General features: G+C 69.4%; 26 protein-coding genes. 4 read left to right on the top strand and 22 right to left on the bottom strand.

Annotated elements, in window-relative coordinates:
• Positions 1-15: 15 nt before the first annotated feature.
• Together G3I77_RS17705 and G3I77_RS17700 are read right to left on the bottom strand one after the other, a co-directional pair.
• On the bottom strand, positions 16-204 hold the full coding sequence (locus tag G3I77_RS17705) for a DUF5708 family protein (RefSeq protein WP_248504841.1): 189 nt from the start codon (positions 202-204) through the stop codon (positions 16-18).
• A complete protein-coding gene (locus G3I77_RS17700) occupies positions 201-779 on the bottom strand; it encodes a hypothetical protein (protein WP_248504839.1) in 579 nt (192 codons plus the stop codon). The genes G3I77_RS17705 and G3I77_RS17700 overlap by 4 nt, the downstream gene beginning before the upstream one ends.
• Before the next feature lie 152 nt (positions 780-931).
• On the opposite strand from G3I77_RS17700, the gene G3I77_RS17695 reads away from it, so the two are divergent.
• The 4 genes from G3I77_RS17695 to G3I77_RS17680 all read left to right on the top strand — a co-directional run bounded on the left by G3I77_RS17695 (position 932) and on the right by G3I77_RS17680 (position 5463).
• Complete coding sequence (locus G3I77_RS17695; protein WP_248504837.1) at positions 932-2125, top strand: sensor histidine kinase; 1194 nt, start codon at positions 932-934, stop codon at positions 2123-2125.
• Entirely contained in the window at positions 2122-2763 is a 642-nt protein-coding gene (locus G3I77_RS17690) for a response regulator transcription factor (protein WP_248504835.1), read from the top strand. Before G3I77_RS17695 ends, G3I77_RS17690 begins: the two co-directional genes overlap by 4 nt.
• 124 nt (positions 2764-2887) lie before the next feature.
• On the top strand, positions 2888-4711 hold the full coding sequence (locus G3I77_RS17685) for a glycoside hydrolase family 18 chitinase (protein ID WP_248504832.1): 1824 nt from the start codon (positions 2888-2890) through the stop codon (positions 4709-4711).
• Positions 4712-4947: 236 nt separating this feature from the next.
• Positions 4948-5463 carry a hypothetical protein gene (locus G3I77_RS17680; RefSeq protein ID WP_248504830.1) on the top strand — a complete coding sequence of 172 codons (516 nt, stop codon included), beginning with the start codon at positions 4948-4950 and terminating at the stop codon, positions 5461-5463.
• Positions 5464-5549: 86 nt separating this feature from the next.
• On the opposite strand, the gene G3I77_RS17675 is transcribed toward G3I77_RS17680, so the two are convergent.
• From G3I77_RS17675 to rho, 20 genes are all read right to left on the bottom strand, one after another.
• Positions 5550-5996, bottom strand: a complete 447-nt coding sequence (locus G3I77_RS17675) for a DUF2550 domain-containing protein (RefSeq protein ID WP_189592969.1) — start codon at positions 5994-5996, stop codon at positions 5550-5552.
• 131 nt (positions 5997-6127) lie between these two features.
• A complete protein-coding gene (locus tag G3I77_RS17670) occupies positions 6128-6505 on the bottom strand; it encodes a F0F1 ATP synthase subunit epsilon (RefSeq protein ID WP_215118518.1) in 378 nt (125 codons plus the stop codon).
• Between the two features lie 117 nt (positions 6506-6622).
• Positions 6623-8059 (bottom strand): F0F1 ATP synthase subunit beta, encoded by a 1437-nt coding sequence (atpD, locus tag G3I77_RS17665; protein ID WP_107455436.1) that lies wholly within the window; start codon positions 8057-8059, stop codon positions 6623-6625.
• Positions 8060-8977 carry a F0F1 ATP synthase subunit gamma gene (locus tag G3I77_RS17660; protein ID WP_248504827.1) on the bottom strand — a complete coding sequence of 306 codons (918 nt, stop codon included), beginning with the start codon at positions 8975-8977 and terminating at the stop codon, positions 8060-8062.
• 20 nt (positions 8978-8997) lie between these two features.
• A complete protein-coding gene (gene atpA / locus G3I77_RS17655; RefSeq protein WP_248504826.1) occupies positions 8998-10587 on the bottom strand; it encodes a F0F1 ATP synthase subunit alpha in 1590 nt (529 codons plus the stop codon).
• Between the two features lie 126 nt (positions 10588-10713).
• Positions 10714-11529, bottom strand: a complete 816-nt coding sequence (locus G3I77_RS17650) for a F0F1 ATP synthase subunit delta (protein WP_248504824.1) — start codon at positions 11527-11529, stop codon at positions 10714-10716.
• Positions 11526-12074 (bottom strand): F0F1 ATP synthase subunit B, encoded by a 549-nt coding sequence (locus tag G3I77_RS17645; protein ID WP_142159450.1) that lies wholly within the window; start codon positions 12072-12074, stop codon positions 11526-11528. The genes G3I77_RS17650 and G3I77_RS17645 overlap by 4 nt, the downstream gene beginning before the upstream one ends.
• A 39-nt stretch (positions 12075-12113) precedes the next feature.
• A complete protein-coding gene (locus tag G3I77_RS17640) occupies positions 12114-12350 on the bottom strand; it encodes an ATP synthase subunit C (protein ID WP_010040161.1) in 237 nt (78 codons plus the stop codon).
• Between the two features lie 79 nt (positions 12351-12429).
• The gene (atpB, locus tag G3I77_RS17635) at positions 12430-13197 is read right to left on the bottom strand and encodes a F0F1 ATP synthase subunit A (RefSeq protein ID WP_184854058.1); all 768 of its coding nucleotides are present in this window, start codon (positions 13195-13197) and stop codon (positions 12430-12432) included.
• A gap of 273 nt (positions 13198-13470) precedes the next feature.
• Positions 13471-13908, bottom strand: a complete 438-nt coding sequence (locus G3I77_RS17630) for a hypothetical protein (protein WP_248504822.1) — start codon at positions 13906-13908, stop codon at positions 13471-13473.
• 298 nt (positions 13909-14206) lie between these two features.
• Positions 14207-15550: an MraY family glycosyltransferase gene (locus G3I77_RS17625; RefSeq protein WP_248504820.1), complete on the bottom strand. Its 1344-nt coding sequence runs from the start codon at positions 15548-15550 to the stop codon at positions 14207-14209.
• A gap of 129 nt (positions 15551-15679) precedes the next feature.
• Positions 15680-16918 (bottom strand): serine hydroxymethyltransferase, encoded by a 1239-nt coding sequence (gene glyA / locus G3I77_RS17620; RefSeq protein ID WP_248504819.1) that lies wholly within the window; start codon positions 16916-16918, stop codon positions 15680-15682.
• Positions 16919-16986: 68 nt separating this feature from the next.
• Positions 16987-17667, bottom strand: coding sequence for a protein-tyrosine-phosphatase (locus G3I77_RS17615; RefSeq protein ID WP_248504818.1), 681 nt, complete (start codon positions 17665-17667; stop codon positions 16987-16989).
• Positions 17664-18311 (bottom strand): L-threonylcarbamoyladenylate synthase, encoded by a 648-nt coding sequence (locus G3I77_RS17610; RefSeq protein WP_248504817.1) that lies wholly within the window; start codon positions 18309-18311, stop codon positions 17664-17666. The genes G3I77_RS17615 and G3I77_RS17610 overlap by 4 nt, the downstream gene beginning before the upstream one ends.
• Before the next feature lie 70 nt (positions 18312-18381).
• A complete protein-coding gene (gene prmC, locus G3I77_RS17605; RefSeq protein WP_248504816.1) occupies positions 18382-19227 on the bottom strand; it encodes a peptide chain release factor N(5)-glutamine methyltransferase in 846 nt (281 codons plus the stop codon).
• 39 nt (positions 19228-19266) lie between these two features.
• The gene (gene prfA, locus G3I77_RS17600) at positions 19267-20343 is read right to left on the bottom strand and encodes a peptide chain release factor 1 (protein ID WP_248504815.1); all 1077 of its coding nucleotides are present in this window, start codon (positions 20341-20343) and stop codon (positions 19267-19269) included.
• 104 nt (positions 20344-20447) lie between these two features.
• The gene (gene rpmE / locus G3I77_RS17595) at positions 20448-20669 is read right to left on the bottom strand and encodes a 50S ribosomal protein L31 (RefSeq protein WP_003992975.1); all 222 of its coding nucleotides are present in this window, start codon (positions 20667-20669) and stop codon (positions 20448-20450) included.
• A 149-nt stretch (positions 20670-20818) separates the two neighbouring features.
• Positions 20819-21955: an LCP family protein gene (locus G3I77_RS17590; RefSeq protein ID WP_248504814.1), complete on the bottom strand. Its 1137-nt coding sequence runs from the start codon at positions 21953-21955 to the stop codon at positions 20819-20821.
• A 207-nt stretch (positions 21956-22162) separates the two neighbouring features.
• A complete protein-coding gene (locus G3I77_RS17585; protein WP_248504979.1) occupies positions 22163-23920 on the bottom strand; it encodes a trypsin-like serine protease in 1758 nt (585 codons plus the stop codon).
• 153 nt (positions 23921-24073) lie between these two features.
• Positions 24074-26104, bottom strand: coding sequence for a transcription termination factor Rho (rho, locus tag G3I77_RS17580; RefSeq protein WP_248504813.1), 2031 nt, complete (start codon positions 26102-26104; stop codon positions 24074-24076).
• Positions 26105-26255 lie beyond the last annotated feature (151 nt).

Here is a 26255-nt window from a genome sequence, read left to right as displayed (position 1 = left end):
GGCAGGCGGCGGCGCTCAGACCCGGCGCCGCGCGCCCTGCCACAGCCCGGCGGCGACCAGCACACCGCCGACGCACATCATCACGACGCCGACCTTCGTGAGGGTGACGACGGGGACCTCCACGTCGCCGGTGAACAGCCACAACCCGATGCCGATCACGAAGGTGACGATCCCCTCCACCAGGTTCCCGCGGGCCTTGCTCATCGGTGCACCCCCTCCTTCTCCGGCGTGACCTCCGGCTCACCCGCCGGAGCCTTCCGCGGCCAGATCGCATAGCTCAGCGCGACCAGGCCGTGGATCCCCGCCGTGCGCCAGGCCACCCCGCGCCAGCTCTCCAGGGAGGTGACCCGGCTCGGGTCGTCCACGTACCAGATGGCGAGCTGGAGCAGCACGGTCGCGACGACGGCCGCCGTCAGCGTCCCCAGCCACACCGTGCCCTCGTGGCGCGCCCGGGCCATGCCGAAGCGCGGGGGCTTCTGCGGGGGCGGGGCGCCGCCGAGCCGGTGGGCCGCGTGGCCGTCGAGCCACTTCACGGTGCGGTGGCCGTGTCCGACGGTGTAGCCGATGTACAGAGCGGCCAGACCGTGCGTCCAGTTCGGCTCGGCGCCGTTCTTCAGGTCCAGCGCGGTGGCGACCAGCAGGACGACCTCCAGCAGCGGCTCGCACAGCAGCAGCGCCAGTCCGGTGCGCGGCATGCGCAGCAGGTAGCGGACGGACAGCCCGGCCGCCAGCAGCACCCAGAAGCCGATCTCGCAGGCTGCGATCAAGGCGACGATCACGGTTCGCTCCTCTCGGTCACCCTTCAAGGCTCCCGGTCGGTGCGGCCCGAATCGTCGTCGCGACTGACGAACCCGCGGTACATCGAAAGATGCAGCCGGGGACCCTACGCGGGGATCACGCGCCGGGCGCGACGGCCGTGTTGGATGGTGCCATGGCCGTACGACTCCCCCGCCCGCACCGCTTCGACCTCTGCGTCGCACTGGGCGGGCTGCTCGGCGGGCTGCTGCTGTGGGGCCTGGGCCTGGCCACCCGTCCGCACACCGAGCCGTATGTGCTCCTGCCCGGGCGCTGGCCGGTCCTGCTGCCGCTGTTCGTCATGGCCGGCTGCGAACTGCTGCGCCGGAGCGCACCGCGCATCGCCCTGCTGACCGGCACGGCCGCGATCGTCGTGGACGTCCTCACCCAGGGCAACCTGGTCACGATCGTGATGTACACCGACCTCATGTACGCGGCCGTCCTGTACGGCCCGCCCGCCTCGGCCCACCGCATCCCGCGGATCACCGGGCTGCTGTCGGTGGCGGGGACCGTGGTGCCGTTCGCGCTGTGGCGTGAGCCCGAGGCCCTGCTGATCGGTGTGGTCACCGGTGTCGTGGCCTTCGCGCCCGCGGCCACCGGCCTGATCGTCCGCAACCACCGCGACGCCGCCGTGGCGGCCCGGCTGCGCGCCGAACAGACCGCGCTGCTCGCCGAGATGGACCGCACCCAGGCCGTCACCGCCGAGCGCGCGCGGATGGCCCGCGAACTGCACGACATGGTCGCCAATCACCTCTCCGCGATCGCCATCCACTCCACCGCCGCGCTCTCCCTCGACGACCCGAGGACCTCCCAGGAGGCGCTGGTGGTCATCCGCGAGAACAGCGTGCAGGGGCTCTCGGAGATGCGGCGGCTGATCGGCATCCTGCGCGACTCCAGCGGGGACACCGAGCCGGCCGCAGCCCCCACCCTCGACGGACTCGGCGCCCTGGTCGAGGGTGCCCGCACCAACGGCCTGGACGTCACGCTCGACGTCGCTCACGGCACGGTCCCCGCGCCGTTCGAACTCGCCGCCTACCGCATCGTCCAGGAGTCCCTCACCAACGCCCTCAAGCACGCCGCACCCGGCCGGGTCACCGTGTCCCTCGCCCAGCTCGACGGCCTGCTGACCGTCGCGGTGACCAGCCCGTACGGGGACCGGGACGGGCCGAGCGCCCCCGGCTCCGGCGCCGGTCTGGTCGGCATGCGGGAGCGCACCGCGCTGCTGGACGGCGCGTTCGAGGCAGGCCCCGAGGACTCGCCGGGCGGCAAGGTCTGGGTCGTACGCGCGACCCTGCCCGTCACCGACATCGTCGAAGGAGACACCGCATGATCCGCGTCCTGGTCGCCGAGGACCAGTCCGCCGTCCGCGCAGGGCTCGTACTCATCCTGCGCAGCGCGCCCGACATCGAGGTGGTCGGCGAGGCGGCGGACGGTGAGCGGGCGGTGGCGCTGGCCCGGGCGCTGCGGCCGGACCTCGTGCTGATGGACGTTCAGATGCCGCGCCTGGACGGCGTGTCGGCGACCCGGCAGGTCGTCGGGGAGCAACTGGCCGACGTGCTGGTGCTGACCACGTTCGACCTCGACGAGTACGTCTTCGGGGCGCTGCGGGCGGGCGCGTCCGGCTTTCTGCTGAAGAACACCGAGGCGAGGGAGCTGCTGGAGGCCGTGCGGACGGTCGCGCGCGGGGAGGGGCTGATCGCCCCGGCGGTCACGCGGCGGCTGATCGCGGAGTTCGCCGCCAAGCCCGCCCGGGAGCCCACGGCCGATCCGGCGGTGCTCGGCCGGCTGACCCGGCGGGAGCGCGAGGTGCTGGCCTGCCTCGGCGAGGGTCTGTCCAACGCGGGTATCGCGGAGCGGCTCGACATGGCCGAGGCGACCGTGAAGACCCACGTCAGCAGACTGCTGGGGAAGCTGGAACTGCGGAGCCGGGTGCAAGCCGCCGTGCTGGCCCAGGAGTTGGGTATCTGAACCGAGTTCGGCGCGTGGTGGTCCAGACCTATTGACCGGTGGTCCAGACCTTTCTATTCTCACCGCACCATGTGTGGCGTGAGGCTCAGTCACGCCCCCCACAACTCCATCAAGGAGGCGCAGTATGCGCTTCAGACACAGAGCCGCGGCAGGGTTCGCGACCCTGTTGCTCCCGCTGGCCGGCCTCGTCGGCCTGGCGAGCCCGGCCCAGGCCGCGACGTCCGCCACCGCTTCCTACGCCAAGACCCAGGACTGGGGCTCCGGCTTCGAGGGCAAGTGGACGGTGAAGAACACCGGCACCACGGCCCTCAGCTCCTGGACCGTCGAGTGGGACTTCCCCTCCGGCACCTCCGTCACCTCCGCCTGGGACGCCGACGTCACCTCCTCCGGCACCCACTGGACCGCGAAGAACAAGTCCTGGAACGGCACCCTCGCCCCCGGCGCCTCCATCTCCTTCGGCTTCAACGGCACCGGCACCGGCTCCCCCACGAACTGCAAGCTCAACGGCGGCAGCTGCGACGGCGGCACCACGGAACCCGGCGACAGCGCGCCGAGCGCCCCCGGCACCCCCACCGCCTCGGACATCACCGACACCTCGGTGAAGCTGTCCTGGTCCGCCGCCACCGACGACAAGGGCGTCAAGAACTACGACGTCCTGCGCGACGGCACCAAGGTCGCCACCGTGACGGGCACGTCGTACACCGGCACCGGCCTCATCGCCGGCACCGACTACTCCTACTCCGTCCAGGCCCGTGACACCGCCGACCAGACCGGCCCGGTCAGCGGCGCCGTCCGGGTCCGCACCACGGGCGGCACCACCGAGCCGCCCACCGGCGACAAGGTCAAGCTCGGCTACTTCACCGAGTGGGGCGTCTACGGCCGCAACTACCACGTCAAGAACCTGGTGACCTCGGGCTCGGCGTCGAAGATCACTCATATCAACTACGCCTTCGGCAACGTCAAGAACGGGCAGTGCACCGTCGACGACACCTACGCCGCCTACGACAAGGCCTACACCGCCGACCAGTCCGTCAGCGGCACCGCCGACACCTGGGACCAGCCGCTGCGCGGCAACTTCAACCAGCTGCGCCAGCTGAAGGCGAAGTACCCGCACATCAAGGTGCTGTACTCCTTCGGCGGCTGGACCTACTCCGGCGGCTTCGGCCAGGCGGCGCAGAACGCGGCCGCCTTCGCCAAGTCCTGCAAGGCCGTCGTGGAGGACCCGCGCTGGGCCGACGTCTTCGACGGCATCGACATCGACTGGGAGTACCCGAACGCCTGCGGCCTGACCTGCGACACCTCCGGCCCGGCCGCCTTCAGGAACCTGATGTCGGCGCTGCGCACCGAGTTCGGCCCGAACTACCTGGTCACCGCGGCCATCACCGCCGACGGCTCCTCCGGCGGCAAGATCGACGCGGCCGACTACGGCGGCGCCGCCCCGTACCTCGACTGGTACAACGTGATGACGTACGACTACTTCGGCGCCTTCGACAAGGACGGCCCGACCGCCCCGCACTCCCCGCTCACGTCGTACCCGGGGATCCCGCAGGCGGGCTTCAACTCGGCCGACGCGGTCGCCAAGCTGAAGGCCAAGGGTGTCCCGTCCAAGAAGCTCCTGCTCGGCATCGGCTTCTACGGCCGCGGCTGGACCGGCGTCACCCAGTCCGCCCCGGGCGGATCGGCGACCGGCGCGGCTCCGGGCACGTACGAGGCGGGCATCGAGGACTACAAGGTCCTGAAGAACTCCTGCCCGGCCACCGGCACCATCGCCGGCACCGCGTACGCGCACTGCGGCAGCAACTGGTGGTCGTACGACACTCCGGCCACGATCGCCGGGAAGATGACCTGGGCGAAGAACCAGAGGCTCGGCGGCGCGTTCTTCTGGGAGTTCAGCGGAGACACCGCCAACGGAGAGCTGGCGACCGCCATCGACAGCGGCCTGCGGTAACTACCGGGTTCTCCGCCGCGCTTCCCCGTCTCCGCCGTGGGCAGATCCGACTCTGCCCACGGCGGACTTTTCACGCCCCATGCGCGCCCCCCGCGCACGCCCCATAGGGACCTTTGGTCCACCGGCTAGGGACTGTTGGTGCATGCGCCGCAGTCGGCCGAGGGGGAAAGTTGATCCGTCACACAGCAAACGGAACCATTCGTTCAGGGGGGACCATGTATCTCAGGAACAAGCTGATGCCCGTGGCAGTGCTCGCGGGAGCGGCGGCGGCCGTCGTACTCGCCACCGGTCCGGCACTGGCCGCGGTGACACTCGATCCGGCGACCGGCACGGGATTCGTCGGCAAGGGCGACGTCCAGACGGTGTTCGGCTGGAACAACAAGCAGTTGCAGGCCAACGCCACCGGAGTGTCGTTCTCGTACGACGCGACCACGCTGTACAGCGCTGTGTGCGAGTGGAGCACAGGGGTCGGCACCAAGGGCCAGAAGACCCACACCATCACGCTCAAGCGGCAGGCCGCTGTCAGCAGCGCGGTGGCCTATGACGCCCGTGAGCGAAACCAGGTCACGGGATTCAACCTTCTGGGGTACACGAGCACCAGCACATCAGGCACGGTTCCGAGCGTCGGACAGCCGTGCGTGGGGAACGAAGAGGGGATCAACCACAACGGCACGTGGGTCAGCGTCGACGAAACGGGCAGCACGGGCACGCTGTCCGTCAGCCACGCCGGCACGCCCCTGCCACTCGGCTGACTCCCGGACGACATCGGCGCTCCGCCAGACGGCCCCGGGGGGTGGTGGAGGCCGGTGAAGGCCGCCCGGTCAGCGAGCGGAGGTGGCTACGCCACGTTCACTCGCTGACCGGGCGGGGCTGCCTCAAGCCACGCGAGGAAACCGGTCAGCGCGTCTTCGCTCATCGCGAGTTCGAGACGCGTGCCCCGGTGCAGACAGGCCAGGATCACATGGTCGGAGAGGAGCGCCAGCTCCTCCTCGCCCTCCGGGACCCGGCGGCCGGCCACCTCGATCGCGGAACGCTCCAGGACGCGGCGCGGACGCGGCGAGTACGAGAAGACGCGGTACCACTCGACGCGGTCGCCGTTGTACCGGGCCACCCCGTAGGCCCAGCCCTTGCCGTTCGTGTCGCCCTCGGCCGGGGCGTCCCAGCGCAGGCTGGCGTCGAAGGTGCCGCCCGAGCGCTGGATCAGCCGGCGGCGCAGACCGAAGACGAACAGGCCCACCACCACGAGGGCCACCACGATTCCGCACACAGTCAGAGCGAGGACCATCGACACCGACCTCCTCGTCTCCTAGGTAACGGAACGTAAAAATCACCCACATCCGCCTCAGCCGCGGCTGGGTCCGGATCTCTCCGGTACCCAGCCGCGGCTGAGTGACGTCATCACACGGCGGACTCCGGTCAGCGCGCCGCCGTGGCAGCCCGCAGACGGACGTCCGCGCGGCGCTTGGCCTCCGCGTCGTCCTCCGCCTTCGCGCGCTCGAGCTCCTGCTCCGCGCGCTGGACATCGATCTCGTCCGACAGCTCGGCGACCTCGGCCAGCAGCGACAGCTTGTCGTCCGCGAACGAGATGAATCCGCCGTGGACCGCGGCGACGACCGTCCCGCCCTCGCTCGTACGGATGGTCACCGGGCCCGACTCCAGCACACCGAGCAGCGGCTGGTGACCGGGCATGACGCCGATGTCGCCGGACGTGGTGCGCGCGACGACCAGGGTGGCCTGGCCGGACCAGACCTCACGGTCGGCCGCGACCAGCGCGACGTGCAGCTCAGCAGCCAAGGGTGGCTCCTCGGGTCACCACCCGGCGGGAGCGCCGGGTGTTGGTTACAAGTCTAGTAGGCGTGAATGAGGGGGCGGGACGAACCCCGCCCCCTCATGACTCGAGCACTGCCCGGGTCAGGAGACGCCCAGCTCCTTCGCGTTGTTCTTCAGGTCCTCGAGACCACCGCACATGAAGAACGCCTGCTCCGGGAAGTGGTCGTACTCGCCGTCGCAGATCGCGTTGAACGCGGCGATCGACTCGTCCAGCGGCACGTCCGAACCGTCCACGCCGGTGAACTGCTTGGCGGCGTGGGTGTTCTGGGACAGGAAGCGCTCCACGCGACGGGCACGGTGGACGACGAGCTTGTCCTCCTCGCCGAGCTCGTCGATACCGAGGATCGCGATGATGTCCTGCAGGTCCTTGTACTTCTGCAGGATGTTCTTCACGCGCATCGCGGCGTTGTAGTGCTCCGCCGAGATGTACCGCGGGTCGAGGATCCGGGACGTCGAGTCCAGCGGGTCCACGGCCGGGTAGATGCCCTTCTCGGAGATCGGACGGGAGAGCACCGTCGTCGCGTCGAGGTGGGCGAAGGTGGTGGCCGGGGCCGGGTCGGTCAGGTCGTCCGCGGGGACGTAGATCGCCTGCATCGAGGTGATCGAGTGACCACGGGTCGAGGTGATGCGCTCCTGGAGGGTGCCCATCTCGTCGGCCAGGTTCGGCTGGTAGCCCACCGCGGAGGGCATACGGCCGAGCAGGGTCGACACCTCGGAACCGGCCTGGGTGAAGCGGAAGATGTTGTCGATGAAGAACAGCACGTCCTGCTTCTGGACGTCACGGAAGTACTCCGCCATCGTCAGGCCGGCCAGGGCCACGCGCAGACGGGTGCCCGGGGGCTCGTCCATCTGACCGAAGACCAGGGCGGTCTTGTCCAGAACGCCGGACTCTTCCATCTCCGCGATGAGGTCGTTGCCCTCACGGGTGCGCTCGCCGACGCCCGCGAAGACGGAGACGCCCTCGTGGAGGTTGGCGACACGCATGATCATTTCCTGGATCAGCACGGTCTTGCCGACACCGGCACCACCGAACAGACCGATCTTGCCGCCCTTGACGTACGGGGTGAGCAGGTCGACGACCTTCAGACCCGTCTCGAACATCTCGGTCTTCGACTCGAGCTGGTCGAACGCGGGGGCCTTGCGGTGGATGGACCAGCGCTCGCCCTCGTGGACCTCGTCGCTGTTCAGCACCTCACCGAGGGTGTTGAACACCTTGCCCTTGGTGAAGTCGCCGACCGGGACGGTGATGCCCGCACCGGTGTCGGTCACCGGGGCCTGGCGGACCAGACCGTCGGTGGGCTGCATGGAGATGGCGCGGACCAGGCCGTCACCCAGGTGCTGGGCGACCTCGAGGGTCAGCGTCTTCTTCTCGCCCGCCAGCGCCGGGTCGGCGACCTCGACGTGAAGGGCGTTGTAGATCTCCGGCATCGCGTCGACGGGGAACTCCACGTCGACGACCGGGCCGATGACCCGCGCGACGCGGCCCGTCGCCGTGGCCGTCTCAACAGTGGTGGTCATTTATCGGTCACTCCCCGCGGTCGCGTCGGCCAGGGCACTCGCGCCACCGACGATCTCGCTGATTTCCTGGGTGATTTCGGCCTGGCGGGCCTGGTTGGCAAGCCGGGTGAGCGTCTCGATGAGCTCTCCGGCGTTGTCGGTGGCCGACTTCATCGCGCGCCGCGTGGCGGCGTGCTTGGAGGCGGCCGACTGGAGCAGCGCGTTGTAGATGCGGCTCTCGACGTAGCGCGGCAGCAGGGCGTCGAGGACGTCCTCCGCCGAGGGCTCGAAGTCGAACAGCGGGAGGATCTCGCCCTTGGGCGTGGCCTCCGCAGCCACCTCGTCGAGGCTGAGCGGCAGCAGCCGGGCCTCGATCGCCGTCTGCGTCATCATCGACACGAACTCGGTGTAGACGATGTGGAGCTCGTCCACGCCGCCCTCGGCCGTCTCCGTCTCGATCGCCTCGATCAGCGGGGCCGCGACCTTCTTGGCGTCCGCGTACGACGGCTCGTCGGTGAAGCCCGTGAACGACTCCGCGATCTTGCGCTCGCGGAAGTTGTAGTGGGCGACACCGCGGCGGCCGACGATGTAGCTGACGACCTCCTTGCCCTCGGCCTCGAGCTTCGCCGTGAGCCTCTCCGCGGCCTTGATGGCGTTGGAGTTGAAGGCGCCGGCCAGACCGCGGTCGCTCGTGAGGAGCAGGACCGCGGCGCGGGTCGGGTTCTCCGGCTCAGTCGTGAGCGGGTGCTTGGTGTTCGATCCGCCGGCGACCGCCGTGACCGCGCGGGTGAGCTCGGTCGCGTACGGGGTGGAGGCCGCCACCTTGCGCTGCGCCTTGACGACGCGCGAGGCGGCGATCATCTCCATCGCCTTGGTGATCTTCTTGGTCGCGGTGACGGATCGGATGCGACGCTTGTAGACCCGGAGCTGGGCTCCCATGAGTCAGGTCCCTTCCGTCGTCACTTGCCGGCAGCCGGGGTGTCCTCGCCGAGGAGCTTGCCGTCGGAGGTCTCGAACTGCTTCTTGAACTCCACGATGGCCTCGGCGACGGCCTGGAGGGTGTCGTCGGACATCTTGCCGCCCTCGCGGATGGAGGTCATCAGGCCCTGCTCCTTGCGGTGCAGGTACTCCAGCAGCTCCTTCTCGAAGCGGCGGATGTCGGCGACGGGGACGTCGTCCATCTTGCCGGTGGTGCCGGCCCAGACGGAGACGACCTGGTCCTCGGTGGCCATCGGCTGGTACTGCGCCTGCTTCAGCAGCTCGACCATGCGCTGACCGCGCTCGAGCTGCGCCTTGGACGCGGCGTCCAGGTCGGAACCGAAGGCGGCGAACGCCTCCAGCTCACGGAACTGGGCGAGGTCCACGCGCAGACGGCCGGAGACCTGCTTCATCGCCTTGTGCTGCGCGGAACCACCGACTCGGGAGACGGAGATACCGACGTTCAGCGCGGGGCGCTGACCGGCGTTGAACAGGTCCGACTCCAGGAAGCACTGGCCGTCGGTGATGGAGATGACGTTGGTCGGGATGAACGCCGAGACGTCGTTGGCCTTGGTCTCGACGATCGGCAGACCGGTCATCGAACCGGCACCCATCTCGTCGGAGAGCTTGGCGCAGCGCTCCAGCAGGCGGGAGTGCAGGTAGAAGACGTCACCCGGGTAGGCCTCACGGCCCGGCGGGCGGCGCAGCAGCAGCGACACGGCGCGGTAGGCGTCGGCCTGCTTCGACAGGTCGTCGAAGATGATCAGGACGTGCTTGCCCTGGTACATCCAGTGCTGGCCGATGGCCGAACCGGTGTACGGCGCCAGGTACTTGAAGCCGGCCGGGTCGGACGCCGGAGCGGCGACGATGGTCGTGTACTCCAGCGCGCCGGCCTCCTCCAGAGCGCCGCGCACGCCGGCGATGGTGGAGCCCTTCTGGCCGATGGCGACGTAGATGCAGCGGACCTGCTTGTTCGGGTCGCCCGAGCGCCAGTTGTCGCGCTGGTTGATGATCGTGTCGACGGCCAGGGCGGTCTTGCCGGTCTGGCGGTCACCGATGATCAGCTGACGCTGGCCACGGCCGATCGGGGTCATCGCGTCGACGGCCTTGTAGCCCGTCTCCATCGGCTCGTGCACCGACTTGCGGACCATGACGCCCGGGGCCTGCAGCTCCAGGGCGCGACGGTCTTCGGTCTCGATCTCGCCGAGGCCGTCGATCGGGTTGCCGAGGGGGTCCACCACGCGGCCGAGGTAGCCCTCGCCCACCGCGACGGAGAGAACCTCACCGGTACGGGAGACCGGCTGACCCTCCTCGATGCCGCTGAACTCGCCGAGGACGACGCAGCCGATCTCGCGCTCCTCGAGGTTGAGGGCGAGACCGAGGCTGCCGTCCTCGAACTTCAGCAGCTCGTTGGCCATGACCGAGGGCAGGCCCTCGACCTTCGCGATACCGTCGCCGGCGAAGGTGACCGTACCGACCTCCTCGCGCGAGGCCGCGTCCGGCTTGTACGCCTGGACGAAGTTCTCCAGCGCGTCCCGGATCTCCTCCGGCCGGATCGTGAGCTCCGCCATCTGGGTTCCCTGCTCTCCTTGTTGGGCCCGAAGTTTCACTTTGGGGGTCTGGGGGCGACCCCCAGGATTCTTCTGCACGGCCCAACCAGGGCCGTCGTAAGTACGTTGTGCCTATTGAGTTGCTGCTCAGCCGGCGAGCCGGCGGCTGGCGTCCTCGATGCGGTCCACCAGGGCGCCGTTGATGACCTCGTCGCCGACCTGCACCCGGATTCCGCCGAGGACCTCGGGGTCCACGTCCAGGTTGAGGTGCATCCGGCGGCCGTAGAGCTTCGCGAGGGCGGCGCCCAGGCGCTGCTTCTGCGGGTCGCTCAGCGGTACCGCCGAGGTGACGATGGCCACCATGCGGTCCCGGCGCTCGGCGGCGAGCTTGGACAGGGACTCGAGTCCCGACTCCAGGCTACGTCCCCGCGGCGCGGTCACAAGGCGCGTGACCAGACGCTCGGTGGTCGGCTGCGCCCGGCCGCCGAGCAGGCTGCGCAGCAGCTCGCCCTTGGCCGAGGTGGTGGCCTTGCGGTCGGTCAGCGCGGCGCGCAGCTCGGTGCTGCCGGAGACGATCCGGCCGAACCGGAACAGCTCGTCCTCGACGTCGTCGAGCTTGCCGGCCTGCTGGGCGGCCGTGAGGTCGGCGGTGTTGGCCAGCACCTCCAGCGCGTCCACCAGATCGCGCGACTGCGACCAGCGGGAGCGCACCATGCCGGCCACCAGGTCGGCGGCGGGGCCGCTGACCTGGGTGGCGAGCAGACGCTGGGCCAGCTCGGCCTTGGCTTCCGCGGCCTGCGCCGGGTCGGTGAGGACCCGACGCAGCGACACCTCGCGGTCGAGCAGCGCGGTGACGGCGGCCAGCTCGTCGGCGAGCGAGCCCGCGTTCACGGACGTGGAGTCCGTCAGCGCGTCGAGACGCTCACGTGCGGCTGCCAGGGCCTCGCGGCTCGCTCCGTTCATCGTCCGGCCTCGGCCTTCTCCTCGAGCTCGTCGAGGAACCGGTCGATCACGCGGCTCTGGCGGGCGTGGTCCTCGAGGGACTCGCCGACGAGCTTGCCGGCCAGGTCGGTGGCGAGCTTGCCGACGTCCTGGCGCAGCGCGGACGCGGCGGCCTTGCGGTCGGCCTCGATCTGGGAGTGGCCGGCGGCGACGATCTCCTCGCGCTGACGCTGGCCCTCGGCCCGCATCTCGGCGATGAGCGTGGCACCCTGCTCCTGCGCCTCCTGGCGCAGGCGCGCGGCCTCGTGCCGGGCCTCGGCGAGCTGTGCCTTGTACTGCTCAAGGACGCTCTGGGCCTCGACCTTCATGGTCTCGGCCTCTTCGATACCGCCTTCGATCGCCGCGCGGCGCTCCTCCAGAACCTTGTTGATGTTCGGAAGCAGCTTCTTCCAGAAGAAGAAGAACACGATGGCGAAGGCGATGGTGCCGACGAGCAGCTCGGGGCCCGGAGGAACGAGCGGGTTCTGCTCTTCCTCGGCCGCCAGCTGCACCAGGTTGGCGATCACATCAGTGCCTTTCGTCGAAACGTGTCGGTGAGCAGGTGATTACTGACCGAACACGAACGGCATAACGATGCCGATGAGGGCGAGCGCCTCACAGAACGCGAAGCCGAGGATCTGGTTGGCACGGATCAGGCCGGCGGCCTCGGGCTGACGGGCCAGCGCCTGGGTGCCGTTGCCGAAGATGATGCCGACGCCGATGCCGGGGCCGATGGCGGAGAGGCCGTAGCCGATGGAGCCGAGCGAACCGGAGACAGCGGCGAGGGTCTCAGTGGCAGCCATGCTGAATCTTCCTTCTCTTTCACGGACCGGCGGGGGTTGGCCACCGGACGTTCTTGGGACTTGCGGGGGCGGGCGGGGCTCAGTGGTGCTCGGCCAGAGCGCCCTGGATGTACGTGCAGGCAAGGAGTACGAAGACGTACGCCTGGACGGCCTGCACGAAAAGTTCGAAGCCGATCATGGCGACGGTCATGACGAAGGAGACACCGGCCGCCGGGATCATCCAGCTGTTCAGCAGGTACCAGGAGGCGACGGTGAACATCACCAGCATCAGGTGGCCGGCGAACATGTTGGCGAACAGTCGCACGGCGTGCGTGAACGGCCGGACGAGCAGGTTCGAGAAGAACTCGATGACCATGACGAGCGGCAGCACCGGGCCGAGGGACTTGTCGTAGCCGGTGATGTTCTTGAAGAACCCGACGAAGCCGTGTCGCTTGAAGGTCAGCGAGACCCAGGTCACGTAGACGATCACGGCGAGGACCGCCGGGAACGCGATGATCGACGAGACCGGGAACTGCGCGAGCGGGATCACGGACCAGATGTTCATGATCCAGATGAAGAAGAAGAGCGAGACCATCAAGGGGACGTACTTCTCGCCCTCCTTCTTGCCGAGGGTCTCGTAGACGATGCCGCGGCGGACGAAGTCGTAACCGGCTTCACCGACCATCTGCAGCTTGCCCGGTACCACCTTGGCCTTGCCGAAGGCCGCATAGAAGAAGCCGATGACGAGGATGGTGGTGATGAGGGCAAGCAGCATCACCTTGTTGAACTCGAATCCTCCAACCGTGGCAATCGGCTTGAAGAGGAACGAGTGCAGGCCCGGTGCCGGAAAACCACACCCGTCGGACATGATCCGACAGCTCCAGTCAAAGGCGAGCTGGGTCTGGTCAGCACTCACCGGGGGCTCCTTCGGCGTGACGCATGGGTACGGCAACCTCGTTGTGTCGGCGCGGCGCGCAGCCGCGGATCGGCACTGGACTGGTGTTACGGATGTGAGGGCGGCTGGGGGGCATCGAGCCTCGCGTTCGAGCAGGCGTCAGCTCAGATGCCCGCGCCCGCGATGCCGCAGTTGGCACCGGACGATAGCAGGAGTTCCCACCGGCCTTTATCGCGCCCCTACTCGTCACGACGACGACCCGGTCTTCTCGGGCTTCTCACTCTTCTCGGAGTCCGGGTCGATGTAGAAAATCTTGGCCTTCATATGCGCACGAGCCTGCGCGGCCATCCACACGACGGTGGCGATGACGAGCCCGAGGGCGAACGTCTTCGCGTTGAAGAGAGAGGTGTCCTTGAAGAGGGCGACGAAGATCAGGAGAAGCAGCAGCTGAGCGACATAGAGCATCAGCCCCATGGCCTGGAACAACTGCGGGAGCGTTTTTGCCGTCCACTGGAGAACGTACAGACCGATTCCCATGAAGAGGATGGCCAGCACGGCGCCGACGGCCGCTCCGACGGCTCCCTTGCCTCCGGCCACCACGCCGCTGACGGCGACCACGACCACACCGGCAGCGGCTGTGGGCACAGCGCACTGCAAGAGGTTCCGGGCGTCATTGGACGGCATGGCGGCAACTCCGCTTTCGCAGGGGGCAGGGGTGTCGTCATGGACGAGCGTAGTCCCGGGCTGAGTGGAGTCCTCACGCCAATGGACCGTCGCACTGCGGTCCTTCGGCTCTATCCGGGGGGTTCTCGTGAACCGTATCACAAACTATTTGATGCAGTCTTTACCTGACGGTGTGCGCACTGTCACACATGAGAGTGAACATGCGCGTCTGAGCGAGAACACCGCCGACATGTCTGGTATTGGGGCGCTTCGTACCCCCATCACCACCCCACGACTTGGCAATGCTCTAGTCAGATTCTTACCTTGTCCCCGCCTTGCGCCGGTCCAGACGCGAACGGGGGCCGATGGCGGTCGCCCCGTTGACGCCGGCGACGCCGGACACCACGGGGGTGCGGTTCTCCGGCCCGACCGGGGCGTGCTGGTCCGCCGCTGACGCGGGCGTCGAGGCCTCGGGCGCGAGGGCCGCGACCGAGCCCCGACGCCGGTAACGCGGCGGCACGAAGCGTTCCATCCAGCGCGGGGCGCGCGGTGTGAAGCGCGGCAGCAGAAGCAGGAGCAGGCCGATCGCGCTGAGGAACACCACACCCAGCACGATCCACATGGACGCCGAGTTGACCGAGTAGGCGAGCGCGCCGAAGGCGATCAGCGCCGACCAGAAGTACATGATGAGCACCGCGCGGCTGTGCGAGTGGCCGATCTCCAGCAGCCGGTGGTGCAGGTGGCCGCGGTCGGCGGCGAACGGCGACTGGCCGCGCCAGGTGCGGCGCACGATCGCCAGGATGAGGTCGGCGGCCGGCACCGCGATGATCGTCAGCGGCAGCAGCAGCGGGATGTAGACGGGGACCGTCTGGTGCACGGCCTCCTTCTCGGACCCCACGTACAGGTTGAGCGCGTCCGGGTCGACCTGCCCCGTGACGGAGATCGCGCCGGCGGCCAGCACCAGGCCGATCAGCATCGAGCCCGAGTCGCCCATGAAGATCCGGGCCGGGTGCATGTTGTGCGGCAGGAAGCCCAGGCACATGCCCATCAGGATCGCCGAGAAGAGGGTGGCCGGGGCGGCGGCCTCGATGCCGTACGAGTACCAGATGCGGTAGGCGTACAGGAAGAACGCGGTGGCCGCGATGCAGACCATGCCGGCCGCGAGGCCGTCCAGGCCGTCGACGAAGTTGACCGCGTTGATGGTGATGACGACCAGCGCGACCGTGAGCAGGGTGCCCTGCCACTGGGTGAGCGCGACCGAGCCGACGCCCGGGACGGGCAGCCACAGGATCGTCAGACCCTGCACGACCATCACGCCCGCGGCGATCATCTGGCCGCCCAGCTTGATCAGGGCGTCGATCTCGAACTTGTCGTCCAGCACACCGATCAGCCAGATCAGGGCCGCCCCGGACAGCAGCGCCCGGGGTTCGTTCGACGTCTCGAAGACCTGGTTGAGGTTGGTCAGGTGGTCGGCGACCAGCAGGCCCGCGCACAGGCCGAAGAACATCGCGATACCGCCGAGGCGCGGAGTGGGCTCCCGGTGCACGTCACGTGCCCGGATCTCCGGCATCGCTCCGGCCACGATCGCGAACTTCCGTACCGGCGCTGTCAGCAGATACGTCACCGCGGCCGTGATGCAGAGCGTCAGGAGGTATTCACGCACGGGCTTCCCCACAGGTCTCGCTGGCCATCTCAGCCCCTCACCCTAGCGATGCGCGCATATGGGTGGGGACTTCCGGGTAGCGACGATGGTTGCACGAGTGGCTGTGCACCCTGGTGCGCTTACCCCGACTCAAGCGGGATACGGCGGAAATCCACCGGCCAGCTCCCGCACTTCTTCACGGGCTCTTGAGGCTTCCGTCACGCCTCGGAGCACCCCGCCGATCAGCTTGGCGATCCGGGCCATCTCCGCCTCGCCCATGCCCTGCGTGGTGATCGCGGCCGTGCCGAGCCTCAGTCCCCGGGCGTCGCCGTGCGGCAGCGCACAGCAGTCCAGGACCAGGCCGGCAGCGGCGAGACGGCCCCGGGCGGTGCGTCCGTCGACGCCGAGGGGCGCCGGGTCGGCGGTGATCAGGTGGGTGTCCGTGCCGCCGGTGGTGACGACCAGACCCTCCGCGGCCAGCCGGGCCGCCAGAACCCGCGCATTCGCCACCACCTGATGGGCGTACGCGGCGTACGCCGGTGTTGCCGCCTCCCCGAACGCGACCGCCTTGGCGGCGATGGTGTGCATCTGCGCGCCGCCCTGTGTGAAAGGAAACACGGCCCGGTCGACCCGTTCGGCCAGCTCCGAGCGGCAAAGGATCACGCCGCCGCGCGGGCCCCGCAGCACCTTGTGGGTGGTCCCGCAGACGATGTCCGCGTACGGCACCGGGTTCGGGGCCGCTCCCCCGGCGACGAGCCCGAGAGGGTGCGCGGCGTCCGCGATGAGGTACGCGCCCACCTCGTCGGCGACCGCGCGGAAGAACGCGTAGTCGATGTGCCGGGGGTAGGCGATCGAGCCGCACACGATCGCCTTGGGCCGGCGCGTGCGGGCCAGGGTGCGCACCTGCTCGTGGTCCATGAGCCCGGACTCGGCCTCCACGCCGTATCCGACGAAGTCGAACCAGCGACCGGAGAAGTTGGCGGGCGAACCGTGCGTGAGGTGGCCGCCGTAGGGCAGGCCGAGCGCGAGGACGGTGTCGCCGGGGCGGAGCAGGGCGGCGTAGGCGGCGAGCACCGCCGAAGAGCCCGAGTGCGACTGGACGTTGGCGTGGTCGGCGCCGAACAGCGCCCTGGCCCGCTCGACGGCGACGCGTTCGGCGACGTCGACGATCTCGCAGCCGCCGTGGTGCCGCGCCCCCGGGTAGCCCTCGGCGTACTTGTTGGCGAGCGGTGACCCGAGCGCGGCCAGTACGGCCGGGGACGTGAAGTTCTCGGCGGCGATCAGCTGGAGCGTCGTCGACTGCCGCTCCCGCTCCCCGAGCAGGATGTCGGCGAGCTCGGGGTCCTGGCGGCGCAGGACGTCGGTCTCGATGGCAGGGGTGACCGTCATGGTGGGCTCCGGGCGTCGACGCTGACGTACGACCAATGTAGGCCCGGGGCCTGAGGAGCGCTCGGCCGTTACGTCTTTGCGGGGACGCCGGTGAGGGCCGTGACGACCGGATCCAGTGCCTGGTGTATCTCGTCCCCGATGGAGCGGAAGAACGTCAGGGGCGCGCCGTACGGGTCGTAGACCTCGTCCGCCTCGGCGGTCGGCGCCAGCAGCCACCCGCGTAGAGCGGCCGAGGCGCGGACCAGCGCGCGTGCGCGCACGACCACGCCCTCCTCCAGGGGCGGCAGGGTCGCCGGGTCGATGGCCTTGACCAGGCGGGTGAACTCTTTGAGGGTGAAGGTCCGCAGGCCCGCCGAGTGCCCCATGGAGATGACCTGCGCCCGGTGGTCCCTGGTGGCGGTCAGCACCAGGTCGGCGCGGATCACGTGCTCGTCGAGGAGCTCGCGCCCGGTGAAGCCTGAGGCGTCCGCGCCGAAGTCGGCCAGGACGGTCTCCGCGTGGGACTCCATGGGCGCGCCCTCATGACCCCAGGTACCCGCGCTCTCCACGACGAGCCCGCCGCCGAGGATGCCGAGGCGCTCCTTGACGAAATGGCGGGTCAGCCGCTCGGTGATGGGCGAGCGGCACACGTTGCCGGTGCTGACGTGGAGGATGCGGAAGCTGTCGCGCGGAAGTCCCACGAAGGTCGTCGTGATCTCCGCCGCGCTTTCCCCGTTGCCTATGCCACGCCCCGATCCAGGGGCCGTCAATTCGCCACCTCGAGGTCGGGTACGACCTTTCGCAGCTCGTCCGCCGAGATGGCACCCGCGCGCAGCAGCAGCGGCACCTCACGGGTCACGTCGACGATCGACGACGGCACGATGCCGGGGGTCGGGCCGCCGTCGAGGTAGACGGAGACGGAGTCACCGAGCATCTCCTGCGCGGAGTCGCAGTCCTCCGGCGCCGGGTGGCCGGTCAGGTTGGCGGAGGAGACGGCCATGGGGCCGACCTCGGTCAGCAGCTCGATGGCGACGGGGTGCAGCGGCATGCGCACGGCGACCGTGCCACGGGTGTCCCCGAGGTCCCACTGGAGGGACGGCTGGTGCCGGGCGACGAGCGTGAGCGCGCCCGGCCAGAAGGCGTCGACCAGCTCCCAGGCCAGCTCGGAGAAGTCCGTGACGAGGCCGTGCAGCGTGTTCGGGGAGCCGATGAGGACGGGGGTGGGCATGTTGCGGCCCCGGCCCTTCGCGTCCAGCAGGTCGGCGACCGCCTCCGAGGAGAACGCGTCGGCGCCGATGCCGTACACCGTGTCCGTCGGCAGCACCACGAGCTCGCCACGGCGGACGGCGGACGCTGCCTCGCGCAGACCGGTCACGCGGTCGGTCGCGTCGTTGGTGTCGTATCGCCGTGCCATCTTTAGCTGGCCTCCTCGTACACGTGCTGCTGGGATGAAGTCCGCGAAGACCGCGGTGCGCCCGGTGTGCTCACGGCAGCGCCTTGCGGGCCGTGGCGAACCGCGGGCGGTTGTTCAAGTCCGGGTGGTCGGCCGCGTCGGTCCAGCCGCGGTCCTCGGCGAAGATCCACGGCACCTGGCCGCCCTGGGTGTCCGCGTGCTCGACGACGACCACGCCGCCCGGGCGCAGCAGCCGGTGCGCGGTGCGCTCCAGGCCGCGGATGAGGTCGAGGCCGTCCTCGCCGGAGAAGAGGGACATGTCGGGGTCGTAGTCCCGGGCCTCGGGGGCGACGTACTCCCACTCGGTGAGCGGGATGTACGGCGGGTTGGTGATGACCAGGTCGACCTGACCGTCCAGGTCCGGGAAGGCGGTGAGGGCGTTGCCCTGCCGCAGGTCGACCCTGGACCCCTCGACGTTCTTGCGGGTCCACTTGAGGGCGTCCTCGGACAGCTCCACGGCGTGCACGCGCGAGCGCGGCACCTCCTGGGCGAGGGCGAGCGCGATGGCGCCGGAGCCCGTGCACAGGTCGACGATGCACGGCTCGACGACGTCCATGGCCCGTACGGCGTCTATGGCCCAGCCGACCACGGACTCCGTCTCGGGCCGCGGCACGAACACCCCGGGGCCGACCTGGAGTTCCAGGTAGCGGAAGTAGGCGCGCCCGGTGATGTGCTGGAGCGGTTCGCGGGCCTCGCGGCGGGCGATGACCTCCCAGTAGCGGGCGTCGAAGTCGGAGTTCTTGACGGAGTGCAGCTCGCCGCGCTTGACGCCGTGCACGAACGCGGCGAGTTCCTCCGCGTCGGTACGCGGCGAGGGCACGCCGGCGTCGGCGAGCCGCTGGGTGGCCTGGGCCACCTCCGCGAGCAGCAGGTTCACGCAAGTCCTCCGTAGTACTCGTACGTGCTCGTGCGTGCCTTACGCAGCCGCCAGCTTCGCCGCCGAGTCGGCGTCGACGCAGGCCTGGATCACCGCGTCGAGATCGCCGTCCAGGACCTGGTCCAGGTTGTACGCCTTGAAGCCGACGCGGTGGTCCGAGATGCGGTTCTCCGGGAAGTTGTACGTGCGGATCTTCTCGGAGCGGTCGACGGTGCGGACCTGGCTGCGGCGGGCGTCGGCGGCCTCCCGCTCCGCCTCCTCCTGCGCCGCTGCGAGCAGCCTGGAGCGCAGGATACGCAGTGCCTGCTCCTTGTTCTGCAGCTGGCTCTTCTCGTTCTGGCAGGAGGCGACGACTCCGGTCGGAATGTGCGTGATGCGCACGGCGGAGTCGGTGGTGTTGACGGACTGTCCGCCGGGCCCGGAGGACCGGTAGACGTCGATGCGGAGGTCGTTCGGGTTGATCTCGACGTCGACCTCCTCGGCCTCGGGCGTGACGAGCACACCGGCCGCGGAGGTGTGGATACGGCCCTGGGACTCCGTCGCGGGCACGCGCTGCACGCGGTGCACGCCGCCCTCGTACTTCATCCGCGCCCAGACGCCCTTGCCGGGCTCGGTCGCGCCTTGGCCGCCCTTGGTCTTCACGGCGACCTGGACGTCCTTGTAGCCGCCGAGCTCGGACTCGGTGGCGTCGATGATCTCGGTCTTCCAGCCGACGCGCTCGGCGTAGCGCAGGTACATGCGCAGCAGGTCGCCGGCGAACAGCGCCGACTCGTCGCCGCCCGCGCCCGCCTTGATCTCGAGGATGACGTCCTTCTCGTCGCTGGGGTCGCGCGGGACGAGGAGGAGGCGCAGCTTCTCCGTGAGCTCCTCGCGCTGCTGCTCCAGCTCCTTGACCTCGGCCACGAAGTCGGGGTCGTCGGCGGCCAGTTCGCGCGCGGTCCCGATGTCGTCGCCCGTCTGCGTCCAGGAGCGGTACGTGGCGACGATGGGGGTGAGCTCGGCGTAACGCTTGTTCAGCTTGCGCGCGTTGGCCTGGTCGGAGTGGACCGACGGATCGGCGAGCCTCTTCTCCAGGTCGGCGTGCTCGGCGACGAGTTCCTCGACGGCCTCGAACATCTTGTGGCTCCTGTACGGACGGGGGTGAAGGGCGGGCGACCAAAAACGCCGGTCCAGGCGCGCCCTCGGTGGGGCGCGGCCGTGGACCGGCGAATTGAAGCTCGCTACTTCTTGGAGCCGGCGGCCTTGCCGAAGCGGGCCTCGAAGCGGGCCACACGGCCACCGGTGTCGAGGATCTTCTGCTTGCCCGTGTAGAACGGGTGGCACTCGGAGCAGACATCGGCGCGGATGGTGCCGGACTCGATGGTGCTGCGGGTGGTGAACGACGCGCCACAGGTGCAGCTGACCTGCGTCTCGACGTACTCGGGGTGGATGTCGCGCTTCAAGGTGTCTCCTAGGTTCGGGAGGGCGCCGGGTCGCCGCCGCGGGGTGCGGGAGCGTGAACCGGAGCCGACGTACCAGTCTGCCAGGACTGGGGCCTTCTCCCAAAACCGGGGGTTGCCGTCGTTTGTTCCCCTCCCTCGGGGCGCGGCCCTCAGGAGCCGCTGACGACGCCCTTGGCCTCACCGGTCGCCGTGCCCTTGGTGGCGCTCGCCGGGATCGGCCTGTCGTTCGCCAGGGCCTTCCAGATCTGGTCGGCCTTCTTCTCCTGGAGGAGGACGCGGTTGGGGTCGGCCGGGTCGTAGGCCACCGGCATCGTGACCATGTCCATGCTGGACGGCTTGATGCCCTTGAGGCCGTTCGCGAAGGACGCGAGCTTGTTGACCGAGCCGAGGTCGGAGTCGGCCGTCACCGTCTTGGTCGCGGTTTCCGCGAGGTCGAGCAGCTTCTTCGGGTTCGAGAAGACGCCGACGTCCTTGAACTGGTTGACCAGGGCCTTGATGAAGGCCTGCTGGAGCTGGATACGGCCCAGGTCGGAGCCGTCGCCGACGCCGTGTCTGGTGCGGACCAGGCCGAGGGCCTGCCTGCCGTCGAGCGTGTGGGTCCCGGCCTTGAGCTTCAGATGGCTCTCGGGGTCGTCGATGCTCTTGGTCGTGGTGATCTCGACGCCGCCGAGGTCGTCGATGAGCGTCTGGAAGCCGGCGAAGTCGACCTCCAGGTAGTGGTCCATGCGCAGGTCGGTGATCGACTCGACCGTCTTGACGGCGCAGGCGGCCCCGCCGGTGGAGTACGCGGAGTTGAACATCACGCTGTGGGCGGCGGGGTGCTCGGTGCCCTTGGTGTCCGTGCACGACGGGCGGTCGATGAGGGTGTCGCGCGGGATGGAGACCACGCTGGCCTTCTTGTGGCCCTTGTAGACGTGCACGATCATCGCCGTGTCGGAGCGGGCGCTGCCGTCGTCGGTGCCGCCACCGAGCTCCTTGTTGCCGCCGGCGCGGGTGTCGGAGCCCAGGACGAGGATGTTCTCGGAGCCGTTGTCGGCCTTCTCGGGCCGGTCCGTGCCGAGGGCCTGGTCGATGTCGACGCTCTTGAGGTTGCCGTTGAGTTTGAAGTACACGAACCCGGCCCCGACGCCGCCCAGCACGACGATGCCCGCGGCGGTCCCGGCCATGATCATCAAGCCCTTGTGACGCTTCTGGGGCTTACGGCGCCGGCCCTTGCCGCGGTGACGTGCTCCGTTGGTGCCGGTGTCCCCCGGTATGCCCGGGTCCGGCGTGCTCTCGGCAGCCATGTACTCCTCAGCTCTTCTACGGTCGGTTACCCCCTGCGGTCAGTGCCAGGCGTGGCCGGAGAAGACCCTTCCTCGCACTATCGTCGCCCCACCTGGTCAGACGGAGAAACTCGGGAAAGGGTTGCACAACGGACTGTGCCCACCGCGTGCGGCGGTGGGCACAGTCCGTGTTCGTCACAGCGGGGTGAAACCCGCTCACCTGCGGTTTCAGCCGAAGATGTCGTACTGCTTGAAATCGGTGCCCACGGACTTCCTTGTGGCAAAGATCTCGCTGGTCCCCTTGCCGGTGCCCGCGTACAGGTAGAGCGTGCCGCCGGGGGTGCGGGCCAGGAAGTCGGCCTTGCCGTCGCCGGTGACGTCGCCGGGCGCGTCGAAGGCGTTGTAGCCGCCCCACGTGCGCACCTTGACGCGGGCCGAGAAGGCACCCGAGCCGGCCTTGCCGGTGCCCTTGTAGAGGTAGATGTAGCTGCCCGACTTGCTGCGGGCGATCAGGTCGGTCTTGCCGTCCCCGTTGAAGTCGCCCTTGCCGCGCACGGAGTTGTACTGGTTCCAGCCGGAGCCGACCTTCACACGGGGCGCGAAGCTGCCGTTGCCCTTGCCCGGGTAGATCCACATCACGCCCGCCGAGTCGACCGAGAGCAGGTCGGGCAGGTAGTCGCCGGTGACGTCACCGGGGGTGATGATGCGGGTGCGGGTCTTCCAGTTGTCGGCGATCTGCTTGGTGGACCAGGTGCCGCTGGAGATCACGTAGTGGGTCCGGAAGACGTCTCCGTCGCTGCTGCGCCGGTAGATCAGGTCCTGGTAGCCGTCGCGGTCGAGGTCGGTCTGCAGGACGACGTTGACGCCGTTCCAGTTGCCCCAGGACTGGCGGGCGGCGAACGATGTGCCCTTGGAGTCCTTGGAGTAGCCCGTCTTGGTGGAGGCGTTGCGCACCCACAGGTCGGCCTTGTGGTCGCCGCTGATGTTGGTGTCGTCCAGGCGCGGGTAGGCGGCGCCGACGTACGAGCTCACCTTGCTGAAGACGCTGTAGGCGCCCTTGGCGACGCAGTCCGTCACGCCCCAGGACACGACACCGACGATCCGGTTGTTCACGACCAGCGGGCCGCCGGAGTCGCCGTTGCAGGCGGAGACGGTGCCGGTGTCGCTGCCGGTGGCGGGCTTGCCCGCGCAGACCATGTGGCCCTTGACGAAGTCCCGGCCGTAGTAGCCCGCGCAGGTGGTGTCGGACTGTACGGGCAGTGTGGCCGTCTTCAGCGTCTCGGAGATGTCGTCGCTGGTGGAGCTGGTGCGGCCCCAGCCGTAGACCTTGGCGCTGGTGCCGGCCTTGTACGACGTGGTGTCGCCGGACGTCGTCATCCGGATCGGCGTGGCCTTGACCGGGACGGGCAGGCTGAGCACCGCGATGTCGTTGTCGATGGTCGTCGCGTTGTACGACGGGTGGTTCCACTGCCGCCAGATGCCGGTGACGGTGCCACCGTGCAGGTCGGTGCCGTCGGCCGAGGGCAGCTGCGCGGTGCCGGTGACGACGGCGCCGTTGCCCTTCCAGTCGTAGCCCTTGACGCAGTGCGCGGCGGTGAGGATCTTCGTCGGCGCGACGACGGCGCCGCCGCAGAAGAAGCCGATGTCGTCACCGGTGGTGGAGGTGCCCCGGTCGTCGTAGTAGTGGAGCTGCGCCATCCACGGGGCCGTGCTGACGGTGGTCTCGTTGCCGCCGATGACCTTGGGGTCGATCCGGCTCGTGGTGGTGCCGGCGCTGAGCGAGGTCTTGCTCGTCTTGCCGGCGACGTCGTCCCCGGCCATGGCACCCGCGACGCGCTTCTCCAGCTCGGCGAGCGACGGCGAGCTGGTGGCGGGTTTGATCGTCGGCTGCGGCAGCGGGGTGGCCGCACCGGCGGACGTCGTCAGCAGCGCGCCGGCCACGGCGGCGGCGACACCGGCCGCGGCGACGGGCAGCGCGATGCGTATCCGGCGTCTGTGCCGACCGCCCCGGGCATGGGTCTACCCACGAATGTCCCCCCTCGGGATCACATGTTCGAAGAGAGCGTGATCCTACCTCTACATGAACACCACAAAGGGCCGCCCCCCATTCGGGGAGCGGCCCTCTTGCGTGGTGATGCCTCAGTCGCCGTTGCCGGGCGTCGGCGTCGTCTTCTGAATCTGCATCAGGAACTCGGCGTTCGACTTCGTCTGCTTCATCTTGTCGAGGAGCAGCTCGACCGCCTGCTGCTGGTCGAGGGCGTGCAGCACCCGGCGCAGCTTCCAGACGATGCCCAGCTCGTCGGGGGCGAGCAGGATCTCTTCCTTACGGGTGCCGGACGCGTCGACGTCCACCGCCGGGAAGATGCGCTTGTCGGCGAGCTTCCGGTCGAGCTTCAGCTCGGCGTTGCCCGTGCCCTTGAACTCCTCGAAGATCACCTCGTCCATGCGGGACCCGGTGTCCACCAGGGCGGTGGCGAGGATGGTCAGCGAACCGCCGTCCTCGATGTTGCGGGCCGCACCGAAGAAGCGCTTCGGCGGGTACAGCGCCGTCGAGTCGACACCACCGGACAGGATGCGGCCGGAGGCCGGGGCGGCGAGGTTGTACGCACGGCCCAGACGGGTGATCGAGTCGAGCAGCACGACCACGTCGTGACCCAGCTCCACCAGGCGCTTGGCGCGCTCGATGGCCAGCTCGGCGACGGTGGTGTGGTCCTCGGCCGGGCGGTCGAAGGTCGAGGAGATGACCTCGCCCTTCACCGACCGCTGCATGTCGGTGACCTCTTCCGGACGCTCGTCGACGAGGACGACCATCAGGTGGCACTCGGGGTTGTTGTGGGTGATCGCGTTGGCGATCGCCTGCATGATCATGGTCTTGCCGGTCTTCGGCGGGGCCACGATCAGACCGCGCTGGCCCTTACCGATGGGCGAGACGAGGTCGATGATGCGGGTGGTGAGGACTCCGGGGTCCGTCTCCAGACGGAGGCGGTCCTGCGGGTACAGCGGCGTCAGCTTGTTGAACTCCGGCCGCCCGCGCCCGGATTCGGGCGCCATGCCGTTGACGGAGTCCAGGCGCACCAGCGCGTTGAACTTCTCGCGCCGCTCGCCTTCCTTGGGCTGCCGCACGGCACCGGTGATGTGGTCGCCCTTGCGCAGGCCGTTCTTGCGGACCTGGGCGAGGGAGACGTACACGTCGTTCGGGCCGGGCAGGTAGCCGGAGGTGCGGATGAACGCGTAGTTGTCGAGGATGTCCAGGATGCCCGCGACGGGGATCAGGACGTCGTCCTCGTTGATCTGCGGCTCGGAGGCGATGTCGTCGCGTCCGCGACGGCCCCGGCGGTCGCGGTAGCGCCCGCGACGGCCACGACGGCCGCCCTCGAAGTCGTCGTCGTCCTGCTGCTGGCCGCGGTCCTGACGGCCGCCGCCGCCCTGGCTCTGCTGCTGGCCGCGCTGGCCGCCCTGCTGGTCGTCGCCCTTGCCACCCCGGCGGTCGCGGTCGCGGTCCCTGCCGCGGTCACGGCGGTCGCGACGACGGCCCTCGCCGCCGTCACCGGCGTCGGACTTGGCCTCGTTGTTCTGCGACTGCTGCTGCGACTGGGCCGGCGCCTCGGCCTTGGAGTCGTTCTTCGCCTCGGCGACGATGGTCTCCGTAGCGGAGGCCGGGGCTCCGGCCTCGGCGGTGGCCCGGCGACGACGGCGCTCGGGCGCGTCGTCTCCGCCGTCACGGGAGGGGCCCCCGGCGGGCTGGCCGGGGATCTCGATCTGCTGCTGGGCCACGGCCTTGTCGGCCTTGTCCGCGGGGGCCTGAGAGGCCTCCTTCGCGTCCGCCTTCTTGTCCGCCTTCTCGGCGTTGTCGCCCGTACGGGTCCGCGAAGTGGCGCGGCGCTTGGGCTTGGTCTCGGCGGTGGCGTCGGCCTTCGCGGCCGGAGCGGCGCCGCCGGACGCCTGTGCCTCCTTGATGACCTCGATCAGCTGGCTCTTGCGCATACGCGCGGTGCCCCTGATGCCGAGGCCGGATGCGACCTGCTGCAGCTCGGCCAGCACCATGCCCTCGAGGCCGGTACCGCGGCGCCGCCGGGAGCCGGCACCGCTGGCAGGCGCGGAGGCGTCCGTGGCGGGCGCGGCAGCGGTCTCCTCGACACGTGCGCCCATCAGATCGGTGGTGTCGCTCACGAAGGGTCCTTCCCTGGAGCGGACGTCGGCCTGTCTGGCTCGGCGACCGGTTGTGCTGTCCGACTTCGGTCCGTGTGGTGTGAACCGTGCCGGGGCGGTGGTCCGCCTAAGCGGCGGAGGAATCTGGTGATGGCGCTTCCTTGAGCCGTGG

This window comes from Streptomyces sp. D2-8 (assembly GCF_023184515.1).
In the GTDB taxonomy this organism is placed as follows: Bacteria; Actinomycetota; Actinomycetes; order Streptomycetales; family Streptomycetaceae; genus Streptomyces.
Note: the sequence above shows the minus strand (reverse complement) of the source record. Positions and strands in the feature narration are given on the sequence as shown.